Origin of the sequence: Pedobacter frigoris, from assembly GCF_005116445.1 — a bacterium.
Classification (GTDB): Bacteria; Bacteroidota; Bacteroidia; order Sphingobacteriales; family Sphingobacteriaceae; genus Pedobacter; species Pedobacter frigoris.
The window spans coordinates 101,413-118,928 of sequence record NZ_SWBQ01000001.1 but is presented as its reverse complement, the minus strand read 5'-3'; the positions used below and the strand labels follow the sequence as shown (position 1 = coordinate 118,928).

Genomic DNA, 17,516 nt, shown 5'->3' with positions numbered 1-17,516 from the left:
AAATAATGTGCAAACAAGATTCAACAAACCCAACTAAACAAATGTATGAAATTTTACTATCTATATAGGCCGAGATACGGTAGCTATATAAACAACCAATTATTGCGTATTATGAAATTGACCGTACTCATAATTACCTTATTCCTGCTTCAGGTAAGTGCTGCTACCAATGCACAGACCATTACCCTGAATGAAAAAGCTGCCCCTCTTGAAAAGATCATCAAAGCGATCAGGGATCAGACAGGATATGATTTCATTGGCAATACCAGGCTAATCAGATCGGCTGACCCGGTTACCATTCGCGTAAAAAAGGCTTCTATTAATGAAGTGCTACGGATATGCTTTGGAAACCAACCGCTTACCTATACCGTGGAGGAGAAGACGATTATCATCAAGAATATCGTTCCGAGTACTCAGGTTGCCACACAACGCGCATGGGTGATTGAAGGAACGGTAATTTCAGATGATGGGGAGATCCCTTTGGCAAATGCGACAATCCTTGCTGTAGGCACCGACATCAAAGCCTATACAGACCAGAATGGAAAGTTCTCCATCAATGTTCCTGAATCAGTGAAAGTATTACGTATCAATTATATAGGCTATGATTCCAGGGATTATAAAATAGATGCAAAAACAAAGAAAATTGTCATCAGACTCACCCTGCAGAATAACTCTTTGGACGAGGTAGTCGTGCGGACAGGTATCTATAAAAGACCTGTAGAGAACTTTACAGGTTCAGCTAAAACCATTACTGCAGAAGAATTAAAGAGAGTGGCGCCAAATAATATCCTTGCTGCCATTAGTATTCTTGATCCTTCTTTCAGACTTCCCGAAGACATCAACCTGGGATCTGATCCAAACAGACTACCAGATATAGAATTGAGGGGACAAAATAATTTCCCTGACCAGAATGCTTCCGCAAACTCCTCTGCAACGCTGAGAAATGTATACGGTGATAAACCCAATGCACCTTTATTTGTATTGGATGGGTTTCAGGTGACCCTTCAAAGGATCTTTGACCTGGACATGAACAGGGTGGAACGCATTACCATCCTAAAAGATGCTGCAGCAACTTCTATTTATGGTTCAAGGGCCAGCAACGGGGTGGTGGTTATAGATACGCGTCAGCCTAAAGAAGGCACCGTAAGAATTTCTTACAGAGGCGGTATTACGGTAACCGCGCCTGACCTCAGCAGCTATGACCTGTTAAATGCTTCTGAAAAGCTGGCATTTGAAAAGGAAGTTGGCTTCTATAAGGATAGCGGCACATGGCCATACCTGCAAACCGTGCGTGATGCAGAATACAATGAACGATTGAAGGCAGTAACCAGCGGAGTAGATACTTATTGGTTGTCTCAGCCTTTGCAGACCGGCTATGGCAATAGTCATTCTCTTTATCTTGAAGGTGGTGATCAGGTGGTTAGGTATGCTTTAAACCTGAGCAGCCAGAATGATGTGGCCGTAATGAAAGGTTCGGGCCGTGACCGTACCAGCGGTGGTGTAACGCTTACCTACCGCAACTCAAAACTGCTGTTTGCAAATGACCTGAGCATCAACAATGTAAAAGGAACAACCAGCCCTTACGGCAGTTTCGGCGATTATACAAGGCTAAACCAATATTGGTCGCCATATGATGAAAACGGGCAATTTGCCAGGTTCCTTGGTGAGCCGAGAAGAAACAGCTCAGGCGTACTTTATGCCACTTATGGAAACCCGCTTTACAATGCTGTATTACCGAGCAAGAATTTCAACGAGCAATTGGGCTTTACCAACAACTTCAGATTTGAATGGTCTGTATTGAATTGGCTGCGTTTTATGGGTGGTGTGGGTTATACGCACAACAATACGTCTTCAGATTATTATCTATCGGCCAGAAACACTGCTTTTGAATCCCTACCTATTACTGAGCGGGGCAGGTATAATAAAAGTACTGGTAAAACTGATCTGATAGATGCCAACTTTGGATTTGACATCCGCAAAACATGGAATAAAAATCTGGTTTTCGTTACAGGAAGCATGAATGCCAATGAAGGTAAAGAACAGAGTTACAATACTTCTGTAATCGGCTTCCCGAATGAAAAAGTAGCTGAACTGATCTTTGCCAGCAAATATGACCCAAGTACAAGCAGACCTTCCGGAAGTCAGGGCATCAGCCGCCTGATCAGCGGAAGGATGAATGCCAACTATGCTTACGACAATAAATACCTCTTGGATTTCTCTGTCAGTCTTGATGCCTCTTCGCAGTTTGGCAAGGACAGAAGTGTAGCGCCTTTCTGGTCAGCAGGTATAGGCTGGAACATCCACAGGGAGAAATTCATGGAAGATGTGAAGTTCGTTAGTTTCCTTAAGATCCGCGGTTCTGTGGGTACCACCGGCGACCAGAACTTCCCTCCTTACATGGCTTTAAGTACTTACAATTATTATTCTGATCAGTTTTACCTGAACCAGTTGAGTGCATACCTTGTTGGATATGGCAATTCGGCATTGGGATGGCAAAAAAGCTTAAAACGTAGTGCCGGGGTAGATGCTACTTTATGGAACAACAGGATCAGCGTGTCAGGAGATTTTTATTACAATACAACTAATGACCTGATCCTCGACATCACCACTCCTCCTTCATTGGGCTTCAGCAGCTACAAAGAAAATGCAGGTGCATTGAGAAATATTGGATGGCAGGGATATGTGAATGTAAACATCATACAAAAACCTAAAGACAACTTTTACTGGAGAGCAGGCCTTTCTGCATATGGGAATACAAATACCATCACCAAAATCTCCAACTCCCTGCGGAAGCTAAATGACGCTGTCAATACAATTGATCAGACGGTAAATGATCCGAACAGGAAAAAACCGAAGAGCTACTACCAGGAAGGTCAGTCGCTGACAGCCTTATATGTAGTAAAGAGTTTAGGTATTGATCCGGCAAATGGACAGGAGATCTTCATCGACAGAAATGGCAACTCGACTTATGTTTGGAATTCAAATGATAAGGTTGCCGTTGGTGACACCAGGGCTAGGGTGTCCGGCACCATAAGTACAGGTGTGGATTATAAAGGGTTCGGGTTTAATATCTACATGTCGTACCGCATGGGTGCCGATCTGTACAACCAGACTTTAGTAGACCGTATAGAAAATGCTGACATTACTTTTAACGTAGACCGCAGGGTATCCAGCGACAGATGGAAAAAACCAGGCGACCAGACTTTCTTTAAAGGTATTATAGGCAGTGCAGATGGTAAGGCAGTAGTGGAAAGTACGCTGGCAACTTCAAGGTTTGTACAAAAAGAGTACATGCTGGAAGCCTCCAGGGTATCCTTTACTTACCAGTTTCCGGAAAGTCTGAAATGGCTGAAACAGGCAAGACTGTCCAATACAAGACTGGAATTGTATGTCGCTAATCCTTTCCAGGTCTCTACCATCAGGAGAGAACGCGGACTGGACTATCCTTTCGCACACAGTTTCACGTTCAACATATCCACAAGTATATTCTAATTAAAACTATAGCTTTATGAAAAAGCCTTTATATATTTTATTAATCTGCCTCCTTGCTTCCGGAATCTCTTCGTGCAAGAAATGGCTGGATGTAAAGCCGGGAACACAGGTATTGCAGGACGAGATGTTCAGCACGGAAGCTGGTTTTAACCAGGCATTGCTGGGTTCTTACCTGCAAATGGGTACAGGACTCTACGCAGATAACCTGACCATGACTACAATTAGTGCCATGGGTCAGAACTACCAGACCACCTCTACCGGCCATCCCTTACTGGAACATGCCAAGTACAATTATGCTGCGCCGACAGTAAAAGCAAGCATTGCAACGATATGGGGCAACATGTACAAAGCCATAGGTGGTGTAAATAACATCCTTACTCATGTAGATCAGGCAAAAGGTGTATTCTTTAAAAACCACTATAACCTCGTAAAAGGTGAAGCACTTGGATTAAGGGCATATATGCATTTTGATCTGCTTCGTATGTTTGGTCCGGTACCAACCAATAATGGCGCTGTAAATGCAATTCCTTACATCAAGACCTTCGACAAACAGGTGACCCCGTTGAGTAGCACCTCTCAGGTAATAGAGCTTTGTCTGAAAGATCTGGATGAGGCCGAGCAACTGCTTTCAATCTATCAGGATATTGCATACAATACAGGAGACGGCGTAGATGAATTTACGAATTACACACGTAACCACTTCAACTACTGGGCGGTAAAAGCACTGAAAGCTAGGATTTACCTGTATGCAGGAAATAAAGCAAAAGCTTACCAGTATGCTAAAGAAGTAATTGGATCAGGCAAGTTTCCTTTTGTAGACCGCGCCACGTTCAACCTGAGTTCAAACCAGGACCGCACGTTCTCTACCGAACATGTCTTTGCCCTGAGTTTACCTTTAACCAAGGCGCTTGTCGACATACGGTTCCGCCTGGACGGAAATACAAGTTTCCAGTCCCAGACTTTTTACCTGACGAGTGCAACCATGAATACCCTGTTTGATGTGGCTACGGGAGGATCTACCGATTACCGCTACCTGTATAACATCAAAACATCCAACGGATATTCCTACAGCACCAAGTTCTGGCAGGATGGTATCACCAACCTGCAGCTCAGCAATCAGATACCATTGATCAGGCTTTCGGAAATGTACTACATCGCCGCAGAAGCCACGCCAGACCTGAACGAGGCGCTGGAACTGCTGAACAAAATGCGGACTCAAAGGGCACTTGCGACAATTGTAACCCCGCTTACGGAGATCACGCGCATGCAGGAAATTGCAAAGGAATACAATAAAGAGTTTTATGCCGAAGGACAATTGTTTTTCTATTACAAACGATTGTCGGTACTTCCTGTCCCGAGATCAGCAGTAGCAATGACGGCACAGACCTATGTATTCCCATTGCCTGATAATGAAATCGAATTTGGCAACAGGTAAAATTCTCCTAATTATTAAAATCTAAATTATTTGTAGATGAAAACTATAATTAAAAGTCATAAAATCAATTGCCTGCTGTGCCTTGCCACACTGGTTATTGGTATCACATCCTGCAGTAAAGAACTGGTTTATAAAAACATGCCGGGAATTTATATTGATAAAGAAAAACTAACTGCCAGAGATAGTACAGCATATTCTTTTGCTGAAAAATCCGCCACTTTAATGCTGGACACGATCTACATTCCTGTAAAAATTTCAGGAGAGCTGTCAGGTACAGACCGCATCGTACCACTGGAAGCCAATGCTGCAAAAACAAACGCTACAGCAGGAACACATTATCAGATACTGCCAACAGTAGTTAAAGCAAATGAACTAACGGCGCGCGCTGCTATACTGGTTAAAAGAACTCCAGACCAGAAAACCAAGCAACTGCGGATTTACCTTGAAATTGTACCCAATGCGGAGTTTCCGCTGGCAATAGCGAACACAAAAACGAACAGTACTTTCAACGGAGAGCCCTCTGCCACTTACAAACCGGGTTATCTGATTAAACTGACAGATCAGATTTTAAAACCCGATACCTGGGATGGTTCGGGCAGTTGGTTTAAGTATTATTTCGGCGCTTACAGTGCAGTAAAATTTAAGTTCATCATTGAAGTAACCGGCAGAACAGTATGGGGCGACAGGGCCAGATACGGAGCCGATGCACCTACTTCGGCACAATTGCAGGTCTACTACACCAAGGTGATCACCGCTTTGTATGAATACGAGAAAATAAACGGGCCGATGATAGATGAGACAGGCAATCAGGTAACCTTTCCTAAAATTTAAAAACAATGAAAACATTTATAAAAGCTGTATCGTTCATCTTTGTCATTTGCCTGGCGCTATTCAGCTGCACCAAAGACAAAGGAAACTACGATTTGAAACCCATCAACGAAATTATAGTTGATCCGCTAAATGACGGCAAAGAAATCGAAATTCTAAGCGGTGATGTTTTAAAACTCACGCCCGCGGTGAAGCAGGAGAATGTAACCAGTGGGACATATAAATACCGCTGGTACATGTATGGAGATAATTACACGGCGGCAATTGAACTTTCAGACAAAAAAGATCTGGACATAAAAATAACCGCACCGATAGGTGGGTACACACTGATGTATGTAGTGACTGACGCTGCAACAGGCATCACATCTACACAGCAGCGCCACATGACCATCACCTCTAAATACTCAAGCGGCTTGCTGGTGCTGGATGAAAAAGCTACGGGTGGAGACATTAGCCACATTTCATTGAACGGAGAGATCTTTAAAAACCTGTATAGTGAGGCCAATGGTGGCAGTCACATCAGCACACCTGCAAGTAAGCTGGTAGGATTTTTCTATAAGCGCGGACTGGATATACAGAAACCTGTTTCTATTTTTATTTCCTCACCAGGGAAAAACACAGTGGAATTAGATCCTGAAACGTATAAGGAAATCGGGCCTTTCTCTAATTTGCTGGTAACGCCACCGCAGGGTGCTGTACAACTTTCAGACATTACAGGGATGTCAAGTGGCGATCCTGTTTATGCGATTGTAAACGGCAAACTCCAGTTTAGCACAGGGGGAACTTCAACGCCTTTATTCCAGGGTGCATTGCTTGGCGATTACGAACTGGCACCTTACATCATCACCACCACCGCAGGAGGCAGACAAAATATCCCTTCACAAACCTATCTGATTACTTACGATCAGAAAAATGGACGTTTTCTATGGTTCGCTGGTTTTAACGTAGGCTCATTCAATACCTACAGTACCGACATGACCAACCCGGGTGCATTTGACCCGAACAACATCAAAAAACAGTGTGTATACGGGTATTATTCTAACCAATATGCCTATTACAACTGGATGATGAAAGATGCGGTGGGCAAAATGTATTTCTACCAGATGTTCCCGATTTCTACGCAGAAAGCTGCAACGCTCTACCAGGAAATCACATCTGCTCCGGAGTTGAACCAGGCAACGATCTTTGCCGGCTCGACGAAACTTCCGCAGATCTATTATGTGGCAGACAACCGCGTATACCTTTATGACTACACTGCCAATGTTGCCAGACTGGTCTACACATTTTCCGCAGGCGAACAAATCACAGATGTGAAGTTTGCAGTAGGTCGTGTTCCGGCCTATGAGACCGAATACAGGGTTCAACGGACACTGGATAAAATTTACATCGCAACCTATAACGGAACTGAAGGAAAAATCAAGGAATTCGACGTTGCGGCTACAGGCGATCTGGGTAGCCCTGTAAAAACTTACGGCGGCTTCGGAAAAATAACCAGCATGTTCTACAAAGAAAAAAGATAACCTATGAATAACAGACATATGCTTTCAATTGCTCTTGTGCTCGCTCCATTATTGGGAGCAGCACAGACTGGCAATCCTTTTACACTAAGCGGAAAAGTTGCAGATTATCAGCGTGTGGTAGATAATACCATCTATCTGAAATTTAAACAAAATGGCAAAGAGATTAAAGACAGTGCAAAATTGATCAATGGCAGCTATACATTTAAAGGCCAGATCTCCTACCCTGTTAAAGCCATCATTCAACTGAAAGTTGCGGATAGTGTAGAAAAATACCATGCAAGCACGCGTATCCTTAAAGATTATGCGCACGAATTCTACATCGACAAAGGAAAGCTTATCGCAAGTGCAGCTGAGAAACTAAACAGCACAATTGTTAAGGGCTCTAAAGCGGATGATGACAGACAGGAACTGTCTGCGAAACTGGCCGCATATTATGCAGCAAGCAGTAAGATCTATAAAGAAGAAGGCTCCCCTGCATATAAAAACAAGGACAGTTTAGCAATAGCTAACTATACTAAGAAGAGCTATAAAATTCAGGACCAGATAGATTCTGTTAAAAAAGCATACCTGTTTAGCCATGTGCAGTCGGGTACTGTAATGGAATTGCTCCACGAATATACCCGTACCATATTGGAACCAGCTGAAGTAGAGCCATTTTTTAGTAAGGTGCAACCTGCTATCAAAGCCTCTCCGGAGGGGCAGGCTTATGCGAAACGCATTGTGCAATCTAAAATAACAGCCTTGGGTGCAGCAGCACCTGACTTTACATTGAAAGATAAAAATGGGAAGGAGATCAGTCTGTCTTCTATGAAAGGAAAATTGATCCTCCTCGATTTCTGGGGAAGCTGGTGCGGTCCATGCAGAGCCACTCACCCACATCTTAAAAAGCTCTATGCGGAATATAAGTCCAAAGGATTCGAGATTTTCGGTGTTTCCAATGAGCTGAGCAATAACCAGGATGAAAATTACAAAAAGTGGGTTACTGCAATGGATGAAGATAAAATGGACTGGGTAAATGTGCTGAATGATAAAAGCAAAGGCGATAAAGCAGATGGAGTGCTGAGCAAGTATAGTGTGTCTGCATTTCCTACAAAAGTTTTGATCGACAAAGATGGCCGCATCATTAAGCGCCTTGTGGGCAGCGGAATGAAAAGCCAGGAAGAACTGGATAAATTATTGGAAGCCAAGCTTCATTAGTATTTATAGTTAAAAAGGCTCCTGAGAATTTCAGGAGCCTTTTTTTAGAGCTATACTGCCATTTCTATCGTGTAGTTCTCCTATTACTTAAATATGTTCCCATTATTTTGATTGTTTAATTTTATATCCTATTTGTTTTCTTTTCTGGTTTAAAACGGGGCTCAAATGATCTACTTTAGTTTGTAATTCATCTAAATATTGAAATACTATTTCCATATTCTTACCTTGATTATTAAGTATAAGTTTGATTTTCTCGATTTCAAGCCTCACCTCTATATTGTCAATCATTACTTCACGCACCTTAACAAATACATCTATAATTCTAAAGCTTATTTCACAATAGCACTCTGACTTTTTAACACGTTAGATAGCTGAAGAATGCCATGTTCAGTAAACGCACTTATAGCATACTTGCTATGAGCACCCCTTTTCTTTAAGGACGCATTTTGCGTCCTTAAAGAATCCGACTCCTCCCATGTTAGCACAAACACATACTGTGTAGGAAATCGTTCTGTATTTCTTCGGACCTGCTCTTTTAACCGCTTTGTTTCCACACCATAAAGTTCGGCTAGATCTCTGTCCAGCATCACCTTCTGACCTCGTATTTGATAAATTTTGCTTAATACAGTTTCGTCTGGGATTACAGTTTCTTTCGTCATGAGGTTCTTTTATCTTCTTAATTATCCTGACTGTAAAGATAAAAAGAATCCATAAATTAACTAAAAAGAAATGTTTTGTCTTTAAAATCAGTTTTCTGAAGAAAAATCTGGAATTCTAACATCTTATATTTGCATGTCAGCAACTTCATTCAGATATTTTATAAAAGCCAAATGCGATTTCATTTTCTTCAAGAAAAGATGACTAGTTCCAGCAGATAGTGTAAACAGACCCTCCACTTCCAGCTTCGTAATAGATTAAGGCCTGCTTAGGGTCTGCTTCGCAAAAGGGTACCTGTTTTGTGAAACAATCCCCTATCAGTCTTGAATCAGTCTACTACCAGTCGAGTAGTTGAACCTACCCAATGTAAAATCTTCTTTTGATTTGTATATTTAGGTTATCTTAAATCCAAGGCGTTATGCTAAAAAACATATTCATTTTATTACTTTCGGTTTTTCCGGCAATTTTGCTTGCGCAGGACAATGGCGGAAAAGTTGAATTCCCGCAAGCTGGCAAGAAATTCTCACTTACCGGAAAAATAACCGGCTTGGATACTGGCAGATTGATCTTAGCGTACACGAATGCCATGCAAAAATCTGTTATGGATACTGTGTTACTGAATAAAGGAAATTTCAAGTTCGAAGGCGTAATCAATCAGCCGACGGTGGCCAGACTAAGGTGTAATTTAAAAAATAATTCCATGGACCATCCTAACAATACCCGGATATTTATTGAACCTGGCGATATGGAAATAAGTTTAACTAAAGATGACTTTGGCCATGCCATACTTAAAGGATCTAAGACCCAGATTGAATACGACAAATTGAACACGCAGATAGAATCAATGGGATCAGATAAGGCAAAACAAATCAGACTGAATTATATCACCAGTCATCCCAATTCTTTTATCAGCCCTTTACTTTTATTCTTTTATGCAAATGTGCCTGAAGATTCCCTGAAAATGCTTTTCGGAAATTTGTCTTCGGGCATACAACAAAGTTCGCTTGGATTATCTATTGCCAGACAGTTGAAATCTGGTCAACTTGCTAAAGTAGGTGATATTGCGGCAGATTTCACTGCAAAAGATTTAAATGGGGAAATGATCAGTTTAAAGGATTTTAAAGGCAAAAAATACGTTTTATTAAAGTTTTGGTATCCGGGATGCATTCCTTGCAATGAACAAAACCCTCAAATAAAGCATATTTATGAAAATTATAAGAATAAAGGGCTTGAGGTCATCGGGGTTTCATATAACGGTAGTGATAGAAAAACATGGGAAAACGCCATTAAAAAAGAAGGGACTGGTATATGGCGGAACATCAATCACAAGGAGATTTCTAAATCCCAAGACAACTGGCCAATTAATTTGATTTACAATGTGAATGCCGCCCCTACGCTTGTATTGATCAACAAAGAGGGTAAAATCGTATACAGGACAACTGGCTTTAGCGAAGAAAAAGGTTTAAAAGCACTGGAAGAATATCTTACAGGTTTGTAAGAGTCCCTTGAAAACCGCACAGAAAAACTTTACAAAAAAACCATAAAAAACAACGCGTCTGTTCATGGCCAGGCTAATATATTTGTTAAGGTTTTTTAAGTCAGAAAAAATGAAAGCAATAGGATTCAGAACATCACTACCCATAACAGCTGCAGACAGTCTAATCGAATTTGAGACAGAGAAGCCTAGTCCGTCAGGCAGAGATTTGCTGGTAAAGATAGCGGCGATATCTGTTAACCCTGTTGATTTTAAAGTGCGTCAGAACAGCGCCAAAGACGTTTCTTTAGAGACACCAAAGATCATTGGATCGGATGCTGTAGGCATCGTAGAAGCTGTAGGTGAAGAAGTAAGCCTGTTTAAGGTTGGTGATGAAGTGTATTACGCCGGAGACATTACACGGGATGGATGCAATGCTGAATACCAATTGATAGACGAGCGCATTACCGGTAAAAAACCAAAATCGCTGAGCGCGGAAGCGGCCGCTGCTATTCCCCTTACGGCACTTACGGCCTGGGAAATTTTGTTTGACCGTATGCGCATCAATGAAAAAGATAAAGGCAAAACTGTTTTAATTATCGGTGGCGCTGGCGGCATGGGTTCTATAGCCATTCAAATCGCTAAAAAGGTAGCCGGTCTTAGGGTAATTGCAACGGCCTCCAGACCGGAAACTGTGGCCTGGTGCGAACAGCAGGGTGCAGATCATGTGGTAAACCATAAAGACCTGATAAATGAGGTTCACCAAGCTGGATTTCAGTATGTAGATTTTATCCTGGATTTTGTAGACACCGGACTGTACTGGGATACCATGGCTGAACTGATAAAACCACAGGGTCGCATCGCTTCCATCACCGGTGCCGCCAATCCGGTTGCGATCAACAAGCTAAAAAGCAAAAGTGTAAGCTTCTCCTGGGAATTTATGTACACTAGGTCTACTTACCAGACTGATGACATGATTGAACAGCACAACATTTTGAATAAGGTAGCTGATCTTCTGGATGAGGGAGTGCTAAGCACAACGCTAAAACAAACACTGGATGGCTTAACTGCTGAGAATCTGAAAAAGGCACATCAGCAATTGGAAGCAGGATCAACAATAGGAAAGATTGTGATTAAATACTAAATAGCGATTAAACACTCCGGGCTTCGCGGAACCTACAGCAGTTGCTGCCTGTATTGCCTTGGAGTGATTCCCATCATCAACTTAAAGAATTTGTTGAAATTGGAGATGGTGTAAAATCCACATTCAAGGGCCACATTTCCGATCAGCATGTCCTTGTTGGCAATCAATTTACAAGCCTGGGCTATTTTAACTTCGTTTACGAATTCAATAAAAGTCTTTTGAGTCCGCTCCTTGAAGAACCTGCAGAAGGCCTGCTTATTCATGCCAATCAGATTGGATACGGTTTCCAGATTCATTTCGGTTGAAAAATTGTCGAACACATACTTAAATACCTTATCCATTCTGTCGCGGTCCTTTAATTTGTAATTATTGACATATCCCGAAGTAGCCAGGAATTCGTATTCACTGGTTTTGGACAGGATCTTTAAGATATTGATCAGGAGGATCATTTTGGAAAAATCTTCCTTTTCTTCCGCAATCTTATAAACCAGGTCTATTAGATCAGTCTTGGTTTCACCATGGAATTTTATGCCCCTGCATGCCTTTACAATGATCTCTTCAAATTTCTTGAAATCGCCAAACTGAGTCAACAGATCGTTCAGTCTTTGAGGGTTAAAAAACAAGGAGATAGATCTGGCATTTATCTCTGTAATGTCTTTGGGCAACCGGCCTTTTTCATTATGCCAGACATGCGGAATATTTGGCCCTAAAAATATAAGTTCGCCGCTTTCAAAATGTTCTACGCTATCCCCTACTATTCGCTTCCCTTCACTTTCTATGACATAGACGAGCTGGCACTCCTCGTGAAAGTGAAAGTCAGTTGAAAAGGTAGGCCTGTTGACGATTTTTGTTGTGTAGATCTTATTCTCATATTCCTCTAAAATACTTGTTTTGATTGCTTTCATGACATTGCTTACGGCCAGGTTTATTACTCTACACTATTAGAATATTTCTATTGACAAAAGAATTATGCTAATATAAAGTAAATACTGGTGAATATACCCTTAGTAATACCATCCAATGTAGATGACCTTTAACTTTCATAAACCATTTATAAACACACACAAATGAAAAAGATAATCATCTTAATTTTACTGGTTGCCTCCATCGGCCGGGTTACAGCCCAGGTTTCCGCGGAATACAATCTTTCCTTTCCATCTCTCGCCTCAAAATGGGATGAGGCTATGCCTTTAGGCAACGGAATGCTCGGCGCTTTAGTCTGGCAGAAAAAGGGCAATCTGAGACTTTCACTCGACAGGGCAGATTTATGGGACGAGCGCAAAGCATTACCTGATCTGTCGCAATATAATTTCAAATGGGTTGAACAGCAGAAACTCAAAAAGGATTACCGCATTGTTCAGCAAACATTAGATGAGCCTTATAACAGACAGACCTATCCTACCAAGCTCCCTGCGGGTGCTATGGAGTTCAACATTTCTTCTTTTGGCAAGGTCATCTCCAATGTTCTCGACATCAAAACAGCAATCAATACGGTGAAATTTGAAGATGGCACCTTGTTCAGATGCTATATCCATGCAAAGCAAAACCAGGGAATCTTTACTTTCGAAAACTTAAAGAATTCATCGGTACTGCCGGAGCTTATTGTACACAATTATGCAGGAAATGAAAAGATAGCAGGTGATAATAGTCATGCCGGCGAGGGCTTGCAAAAGCTGGGCTACGCCAAGGGAGCAGTTACTAAAGATTCAAAATCCATTAGATATAAGCAACCAACCTATGATGGTCACTATTATGAGATCCTGATCAGCTGGACAAAATCGGGCAATAAAATTTCAGGCACATGGACGGTGAGCAATAACCAGCCTGCAGCCTTAACGGCAATTTCGGCCGCTCAGGAAAACATTCTACTGAAAAGCCATACCAACTGGTGGGCAAATTTCTGGAATCAGTCGGCAATTTCTGTGCCCGACAAATCCATTCAGAAACAATACTACATGGAACAGTATAAGTTAGGTTCCGTTGCCCGTAAAGGCGCCCCTGCAATTACACTGCAAGCCGTGTGGACGGCCGATAATGGCAGCTTGCCACCCTGGAAAGGAGATTTTCACAACGATTTAAATACGCAATTGAGTTACTGGCCGGCTTATACTTCAAACCACCTCGCAGAGGGAGAAACTTTTACCGACTGGCTTTGGAATATAAAGGCTGAAAGTAAAAAATACACGAAAAGTTATTTCGGTGTAGAGGGACTGAACGTACCGGGCGTAGTTACATTAAGCGGTTATCCGATGGGAGGATGGATTCAATATTCTATGTCGCCGATGGTAAATGCATGGTGTGCCCAGCATTTTTACTGGCAATGGAAATACAGCATGGATAAAAAATTCCTGACTGAAAGGGCTTATCCTTACATTACTCAAAGTGCATTATTTCTGGAAAACATTACCAGAATGGAAAAAGGCGTTCGTAAATTACCGTTGAGCTCCAGCCCTGAGTATCACGACAACAACATTAACGCATGGTTTTTAGACTGGAGTAATTTTGATCTTGGCCTGGCAAAATTCCTTTTCAAAGCCGCAGCGGAAGTCAGCCTGGCCAAGGGACTGAAAACGGAGCAGGAACACTGGCTGGGTTTATACAAACAACTGCCGGAACTGGAAAGCAACGGAGCCGGACTAACCATTGCTCCCGGTCAGGATTTAAATGATTCCCACCGACACATGTCGCAATACATGGCCATCTATCCTCTTGCTATACTTGATGCCAACAAATCTGAAGACAAGGTTGTGATAGACAATTCCTTTAAACGACTGGAAGAAAAAGGAACGAGGGCTTGGTGTGGTTATTCCTTCAGCTGGATGGCTTCTTTATATGCACGTGCTTATGAGGCCGACAAAGCTGTAAAACAACTGCAGATTTTTGCATCTAACTTTTGCTCACCCAATAGCTTTCACCTGAATGGGGATCAGAAAGGCGGACAGTATTCTGGTTTTACCTACAGACCGTTTACTTTGGAAGGGAACTTTGCTTTTGCCCAGGGGGTAAACGAATTGCTTTTACAAAGCAGAACAAACTATGTGCAGGTTTTTCCTGCTCTACCGGAGAGTTGGAAGGATGTTTCATTCAGCAATTTGCGAAGTGAAGGTGCATTTTTGATCAGCGCTTCTAAAGTAAACGGAACACCTCAAAAAGTTAAAGTTACTTCAGAACAGGGTGGCAAACTCAATATCAGGTTACCATTTGAAAATCTGATTGCTAAAAACCAGAAAGGGGTCATCATAAAACCATCCACTGTTAATGGAATTACTTCCCTTAACATGAAAAAAGGTGAGACTGTTGATTTTGTAAATGGGGCTAATTAATCAGTAGTAATAGTAAAAAAGAGGCTGTTTGAAAGGGTATATTTTGCGATTTGACTATCACGAGTGTACCTTTTCAAACAGCCTCTCTTTTTGAATGAACTGCCGTACTATAATTTACTGATGGTTTGTTCCAGCTTACTTTTCGCACTGGGACTAAAACCTACAAATTTATCTACGATTTTCCCTTCTCTATCTACCAGATAAAGCGTAGGAATCCCTGATATCATAAAATCAGCCATCGTTTTGTTTTTGTCAGGACTCAATACCTGCGACCATGGCATCGCTTCTTCATGCATAGCTTTTTTCCAGGCCGCTACATCGGTATCCACAGAAATACTCAACACCTCAAAACCTTTGTCTTTGTACTTGCCATATAAAGCTTTAATTTCTGGAATAGATTTCCTGCACGGTCCGCACCAACTTGCCCAGAAATCTACCAGGACGTATTTTCCTTTGAAACTATTGATGTCAATTTTATTACCCTCCGGATCATTGTACGCAATCTGCGGAATCGGGCTACCTTTCTTCAGCGAATTTCTCAATGCCGCTTGCGCCATATAATCAGATTTCAGCTGCCTTGCTTCGGCAAGGCCGGGATATCGTGTAATTAATTTCTCCAGTTCCGCAGCAAAATAGGCTTCTTCCCGTTCAGCGGGAAGCATACTCAAAAGGTAAACCAGTGCAGGACTATTCTGATTGGTTTTGATGAGCTGTTTTAACCGCAGCGATTCGAAATCTGCTTTACGCCTGATCAAACCGTTGGCTCTAAGGTGCGTAAGCCAGGTACTGTCTTTGCTGCGGTACTGCTGAGCTGCGAGACTTTCTGCACTTAGTATGTTCATTTCCTGTTCAGCCAGGTATTGGTTATAAGTGGCGGTGTTGATCAGTTGTGTAGCCGCCGACTTACTGTCTACAGCCACATAACCTGAGTTCTTCAACTTTACTGCTGATGTATCATAACCTCTGGCACTGATATTTACATCCTGATCTGTCCAGAACGTAGCGGTCTGCCATTTCAGGATATCCAGTTGATACAAACCTGGCGCCGCAGCTTTCACTGCAAAGCTGAAACTACCATCGGTGTTTACCGTAGCGGAGTCCGCCAACTTTCTCCCTTTACCGATGCCCGTGTACAGCCATACCTTATTGTATTTTTTTAGGATTTCGGGATTCTGAAAAGCTACCCTTCCTTTGATCACGATGCCTTTCTTTACCTGTGCAGATACTTGCAATGCAGTGCTGCCCAGCAGACACAATGCCAGTGCAAAGGCCGTATTTTTATATTCCATATTAATTCTTAAAAATTTCCTTCAATTTAGCATCAAGCTCTTTACTTGCTCCGAGCCATTTAGCGATTACTTTCCCCTCTTTATCCAGCAGGATTTGTGTTGGATATCCCTCGATGTTATACAGTGCCACTACATCCTGCTTCATATTGGTTTCATTATTCAGCACGTTGGTCCAGGTCAGTCCATCTTTTTCAATGGCTTCCTTCCACATTTTTTCTGCCTGAGCCTGTCCGCTTACTTTTTCACTTGACACACCCAGAATTTCGAAGCCTTTAGCCTTGTAGGTTGCATACAGTTCTTTTAAATGAGGATTTGCCGCGCGGCATGGTCCACACCAGCTGCCCCAGAAATCCAACAAAACATACTTGCCCCTGAATTGCGACAAACTCACTGGTTTACCGTTCACATCAGGCTTGGTAAAATCAGGTGCGGGTCCCCCTGCCTGCTGAATTTTACCAGCTGCAATTTTTTCCGCAAGGTTCTTGCCATAGCGTGTGCTTTTATAGGTATCCCCCAGTGCGTTAAAAGATGTCTCCAGCTCATCTGTTTTGTATTCCCTTGAGGCAGTAAACAGAAAATAAAGACTGGCAAACTCATTTGGATTTTCCTTAATGAACTGCCTGCGCGCAGCGGCGAGTGCAGTTCTGTTTGCCATCATTTTTTTTGCAACTCCCTCAAGCTCTTCTTTCACACCCATTGTACGCATTTCTGCCATTAACTTTTGCAGTTCACGCATTTCCTTAAGGTCTTTTCCGATTGCGTTGCGGTACTTGGTGAAGCTATCGTTATATGGATCTCCGGTTACTGAGGCCAGGTTCAGGTCCTGAGCTGAACCGCTGATAGTGATGTTTGCACCTTCGGTCAGCACAATTTCCAATGGCATTGGAGGTGTGTACATTCCGGTTTTGCCGGCACCCAGGTAGATATTACGATCAACACCGGTGCTCATACTCGTTACAAAAGGCTCTTTACCTGCTTTTCCGTTGAGTTCAAAGGCATCATTTTGCGCTTCCGTAGCAACCTCGCCATCAATGCCTTTTACGGATATTTTCAGATTGCCCTGACCGGCAAGTTTCCCTTTGATCGTGTAGTTTTGTGCCTGTACCGATAGCACGGCACCGAGCAATAACATAGTAAATGTGATTTTCTGTTTCATT

Annotated in this window: 12 protein-coding genes; 8 read left to right on the top strand and 4 right to left on the bottom strand. The window is 42.3% G+C overall.

Features of this window, described 5'->3' with window-relative positions; translation table 11 throughout:
- Positions 1–111 precede the first annotated feature (111 nt).
- The 5 genes from FA047_RS00475 to FA047_RS00455 are packed head-to-tail and all read left to right on the top strand — an operon-like array spanning position 112 to position 8,472.
- Entirely contained in the window at positions 112–3,492 is a 3,381-nt protein-coding gene (locus FA047_RS00475; protein ID WP_169304286.1) for a SusC/RagA family TonB-linked outer membrane protein, read from the top strand.
- A 16-nt stretch (positions 3,493–3,508) separates the two neighbouring features.
- Complete coding sequence (locus FA047_RS00470) at positions 3,509–4,927, top strand: RagB/SusD family nutrient uptake outer membrane protein (protein WP_136834030.1); 1,419 nt, start codon at positions 3,509–3,511, stop codon at positions 4,925–4,927.
- A gap of 36 nt (positions 4,928–4,963) precedes the next feature.
- Entirely contained in the window at positions 4,964–5,758 is a 795-nt protein-coding gene (locus tag FA047_RS00465) for a DUF4843 domain-containing protein (RefSeq protein ID WP_136834029.1), read from the top strand.
- Positions 5,759–5,763: 5 nt separating this feature from the next.
- On the top strand, positions 5,764–7,275 hold the full coding sequence (locus FA047_RS00460) for a PKD-like family lipoprotein (protein WP_136834028.1): 1,512 nt from the start codon (positions 5,764–5,766) through the stop codon (positions 7,273–7,275).
- 3 nt (positions 7,276–7,278) lie between these two features.
- Entirely contained in the window at positions 7,279–8,472 is a 1,194-nt protein-coding gene (locus FA047_RS00455) for a TlpA disulfide reductase family protein (protein ID WP_136834027.1), read from the top strand.
- Between the two features lie 329 nt (positions 8,473–8,801).
- Here FA047_RS00455 and FA047_RS20735 read toward each other — a convergent pair whose 3' ends face one another.
- A complete protein-coding gene (locus tag FA047_RS20735; RefSeq protein ID WP_225872592.1) occupies positions 8,802–9,131 on the bottom strand; it encodes an ORF6N domain-containing protein in 330 nt (109 codons plus the stop codon).
- Positions 9,132–9,547: 416 nt separating this feature from the next.
- On the opposite strand from FA047_RS20735, the gene FA047_RS00445 reads away from it, so the two are divergent.
- On the top strand, positions 9,548–10,627 hold the full coding sequence (locus FA047_RS00445) for a TlpA disulfide reductase family protein (protein ID WP_136834026.1): 1,080 nt from the start codon (positions 9,548–9,550) through the stop codon (positions 10,625–10,627).
- A 109-nt stretch (positions 10,628–10,736) separates the two neighbouring features.
- Positions 10,737–11,747, top strand: coding sequence for a zinc-binding alcohol dehydrogenase family protein (locus tag FA047_RS00440; protein WP_136834025.1), 1,011 nt, complete (start codon positions 10,737–10,739; stop codon positions 11,745–11,747).
- A 32-nt stretch (positions 11,748–11,779) separates the two neighbouring features.
- Here FA047_RS00440 and FA047_RS00435 read toward each other — a convergent pair whose 3' ends face one another.
- Positions 11,780–12,652 carry an AraC family transcriptional regulator gene (locus FA047_RS00435; protein WP_136834024.1) on the bottom strand — a complete coding sequence of 291 codons (873 nt, stop codon included), beginning with the start codon at positions 12,650–12,652 and terminating at the stop codon, positions 11,780–11,782.
- A 162-nt stretch (positions 12,653–12,814) separates the two neighbouring features.
- Between FA047_RS00435 and FA047_RS00430 the strand changes: the two genes are divergently transcribed.
- On the top strand, positions 12,815–15,070 hold the full coding sequence (locus FA047_RS00430; RefSeq protein ID WP_136834023.1) for a glycosyl hydrolase family 95 catalytic domain-containing protein: 2,256 nt from the start codon (positions 12,815–12,817) through the stop codon (positions 15,068–15,070).
- Between the two features lie 107 nt (positions 15,071–15,177).
- On the opposite strand, the gene FA047_RS00425 is transcribed toward FA047_RS00430, so the two are convergent.
- Positions 15,178–16,359 (bottom strand): TlpA family protein disulfide reductase, encoded by a 1,182-nt coding sequence (locus FA047_RS00425; protein ID WP_136834022.1) that lies wholly within the window; start codon positions 16,357–16,359, stop codon positions 15,178–15,180.
- Between the two features lies 1 nt (position 16,360).
- Positions 16,361–17,515 carry a peroxiredoxin family protein gene (locus tag FA047_RS00420; RefSeq protein WP_136834021.1) on the bottom strand — a complete coding sequence of 385 codons (1,155 nt, stop codon included), beginning with the start codon at positions 17,513–17,515 and terminating at the stop codon, positions 16,361–16,363.
- Position 17,516: the final 1 nt, after the last annotated feature.

What these genes read in the sequence shown, in the direction of transcription:
- FA047_RS00420 (WP_136834021.1), bottom strand. Translation starts at nt 17,515, where the DNA reads ATGAAACAGAAAATCACATTTACTATGTTATTGCTCGGTGCCGTGCTA.
- FA047_RS00430 (WP_136834023.1), top strand. Translation starts at nt 12,815, where the DNA reads ATGAAAAAGATAATCATCTTAATTTTACTGGTTGCCTCCATCGGCCGG.
- FA047_RS20735 (WP_225872592.1), bottom strand. Translation starts at nt 9,131, where the DNA reads ATGACGAAAGAAACTGTAATCCCAGACGAAACTGTATTAAGCAAAATT.
- FA047_RS00475 (WP_169304286.1), top strand. Translation starts at nt 112, where the DNA reads ATGAAATTGACCGTACTCATAATTACCTTATTCCTGCTTCAGGTAAGT.
- FA047_RS00455 (WP_136834027.1), top strand. Translation starts at nt 7,279, where the DNA reads ATGAATAACAGACATATGCTTTCAATTGCTCTTGTGCTCGCTCCATTA.
- FA047_RS00425 (WP_136834022.1), bottom strand. Translation starts at nt 16,359, where the DNA reads ATGGAATATAAAAATACGGCCTTTGCACTGGCATTGTGTCTGCTGGGC.
- FA047_RS00440 (WP_136834025.1), top strand. Translation starts at nt 10,737, where the DNA reads ATGAAAGCAATAGGATTCAGAACATCACTACCCATAACAGCTGCAGAC.
- FA047_RS00445 (WP_136834026.1), top strand. Translation starts at nt 9,548, where the DNA reads ATGCTAAAAAACATATTCATTTTATTACTTTCGGTTTTTCCGGCAATT.
- FA047_RS00435 (WP_136834024.1), bottom strand. Translation starts at nt 12,652, where the DNA reads ATGAAAGCAATCAAAACAAGTATTTTAGAGGAATATGAGAATAAGATC.
- FA047_RS00460 (WP_136834028.1), top strand. Translation starts at nt 5,764, where the DNA reads ATGAAAACATTTATAAAAGCTGTATCGTTCATCTTTGTCATTTGCCTG.
- FA047_RS00470 (WP_136834030.1), top strand. Translation starts at nt 3,509, where the DNA reads ATGAAAAAGCCTTTATATATTTTATTAATCTGCCTCCTTGCTTCCGGA.
- FA047_RS00465 (WP_136834029.1), top strand. Translation starts at nt 4,964, where the DNA reads ATGAAAACTATAATTAAAAGTCATAAAATCAATTGCCTGCTGTGCCTT.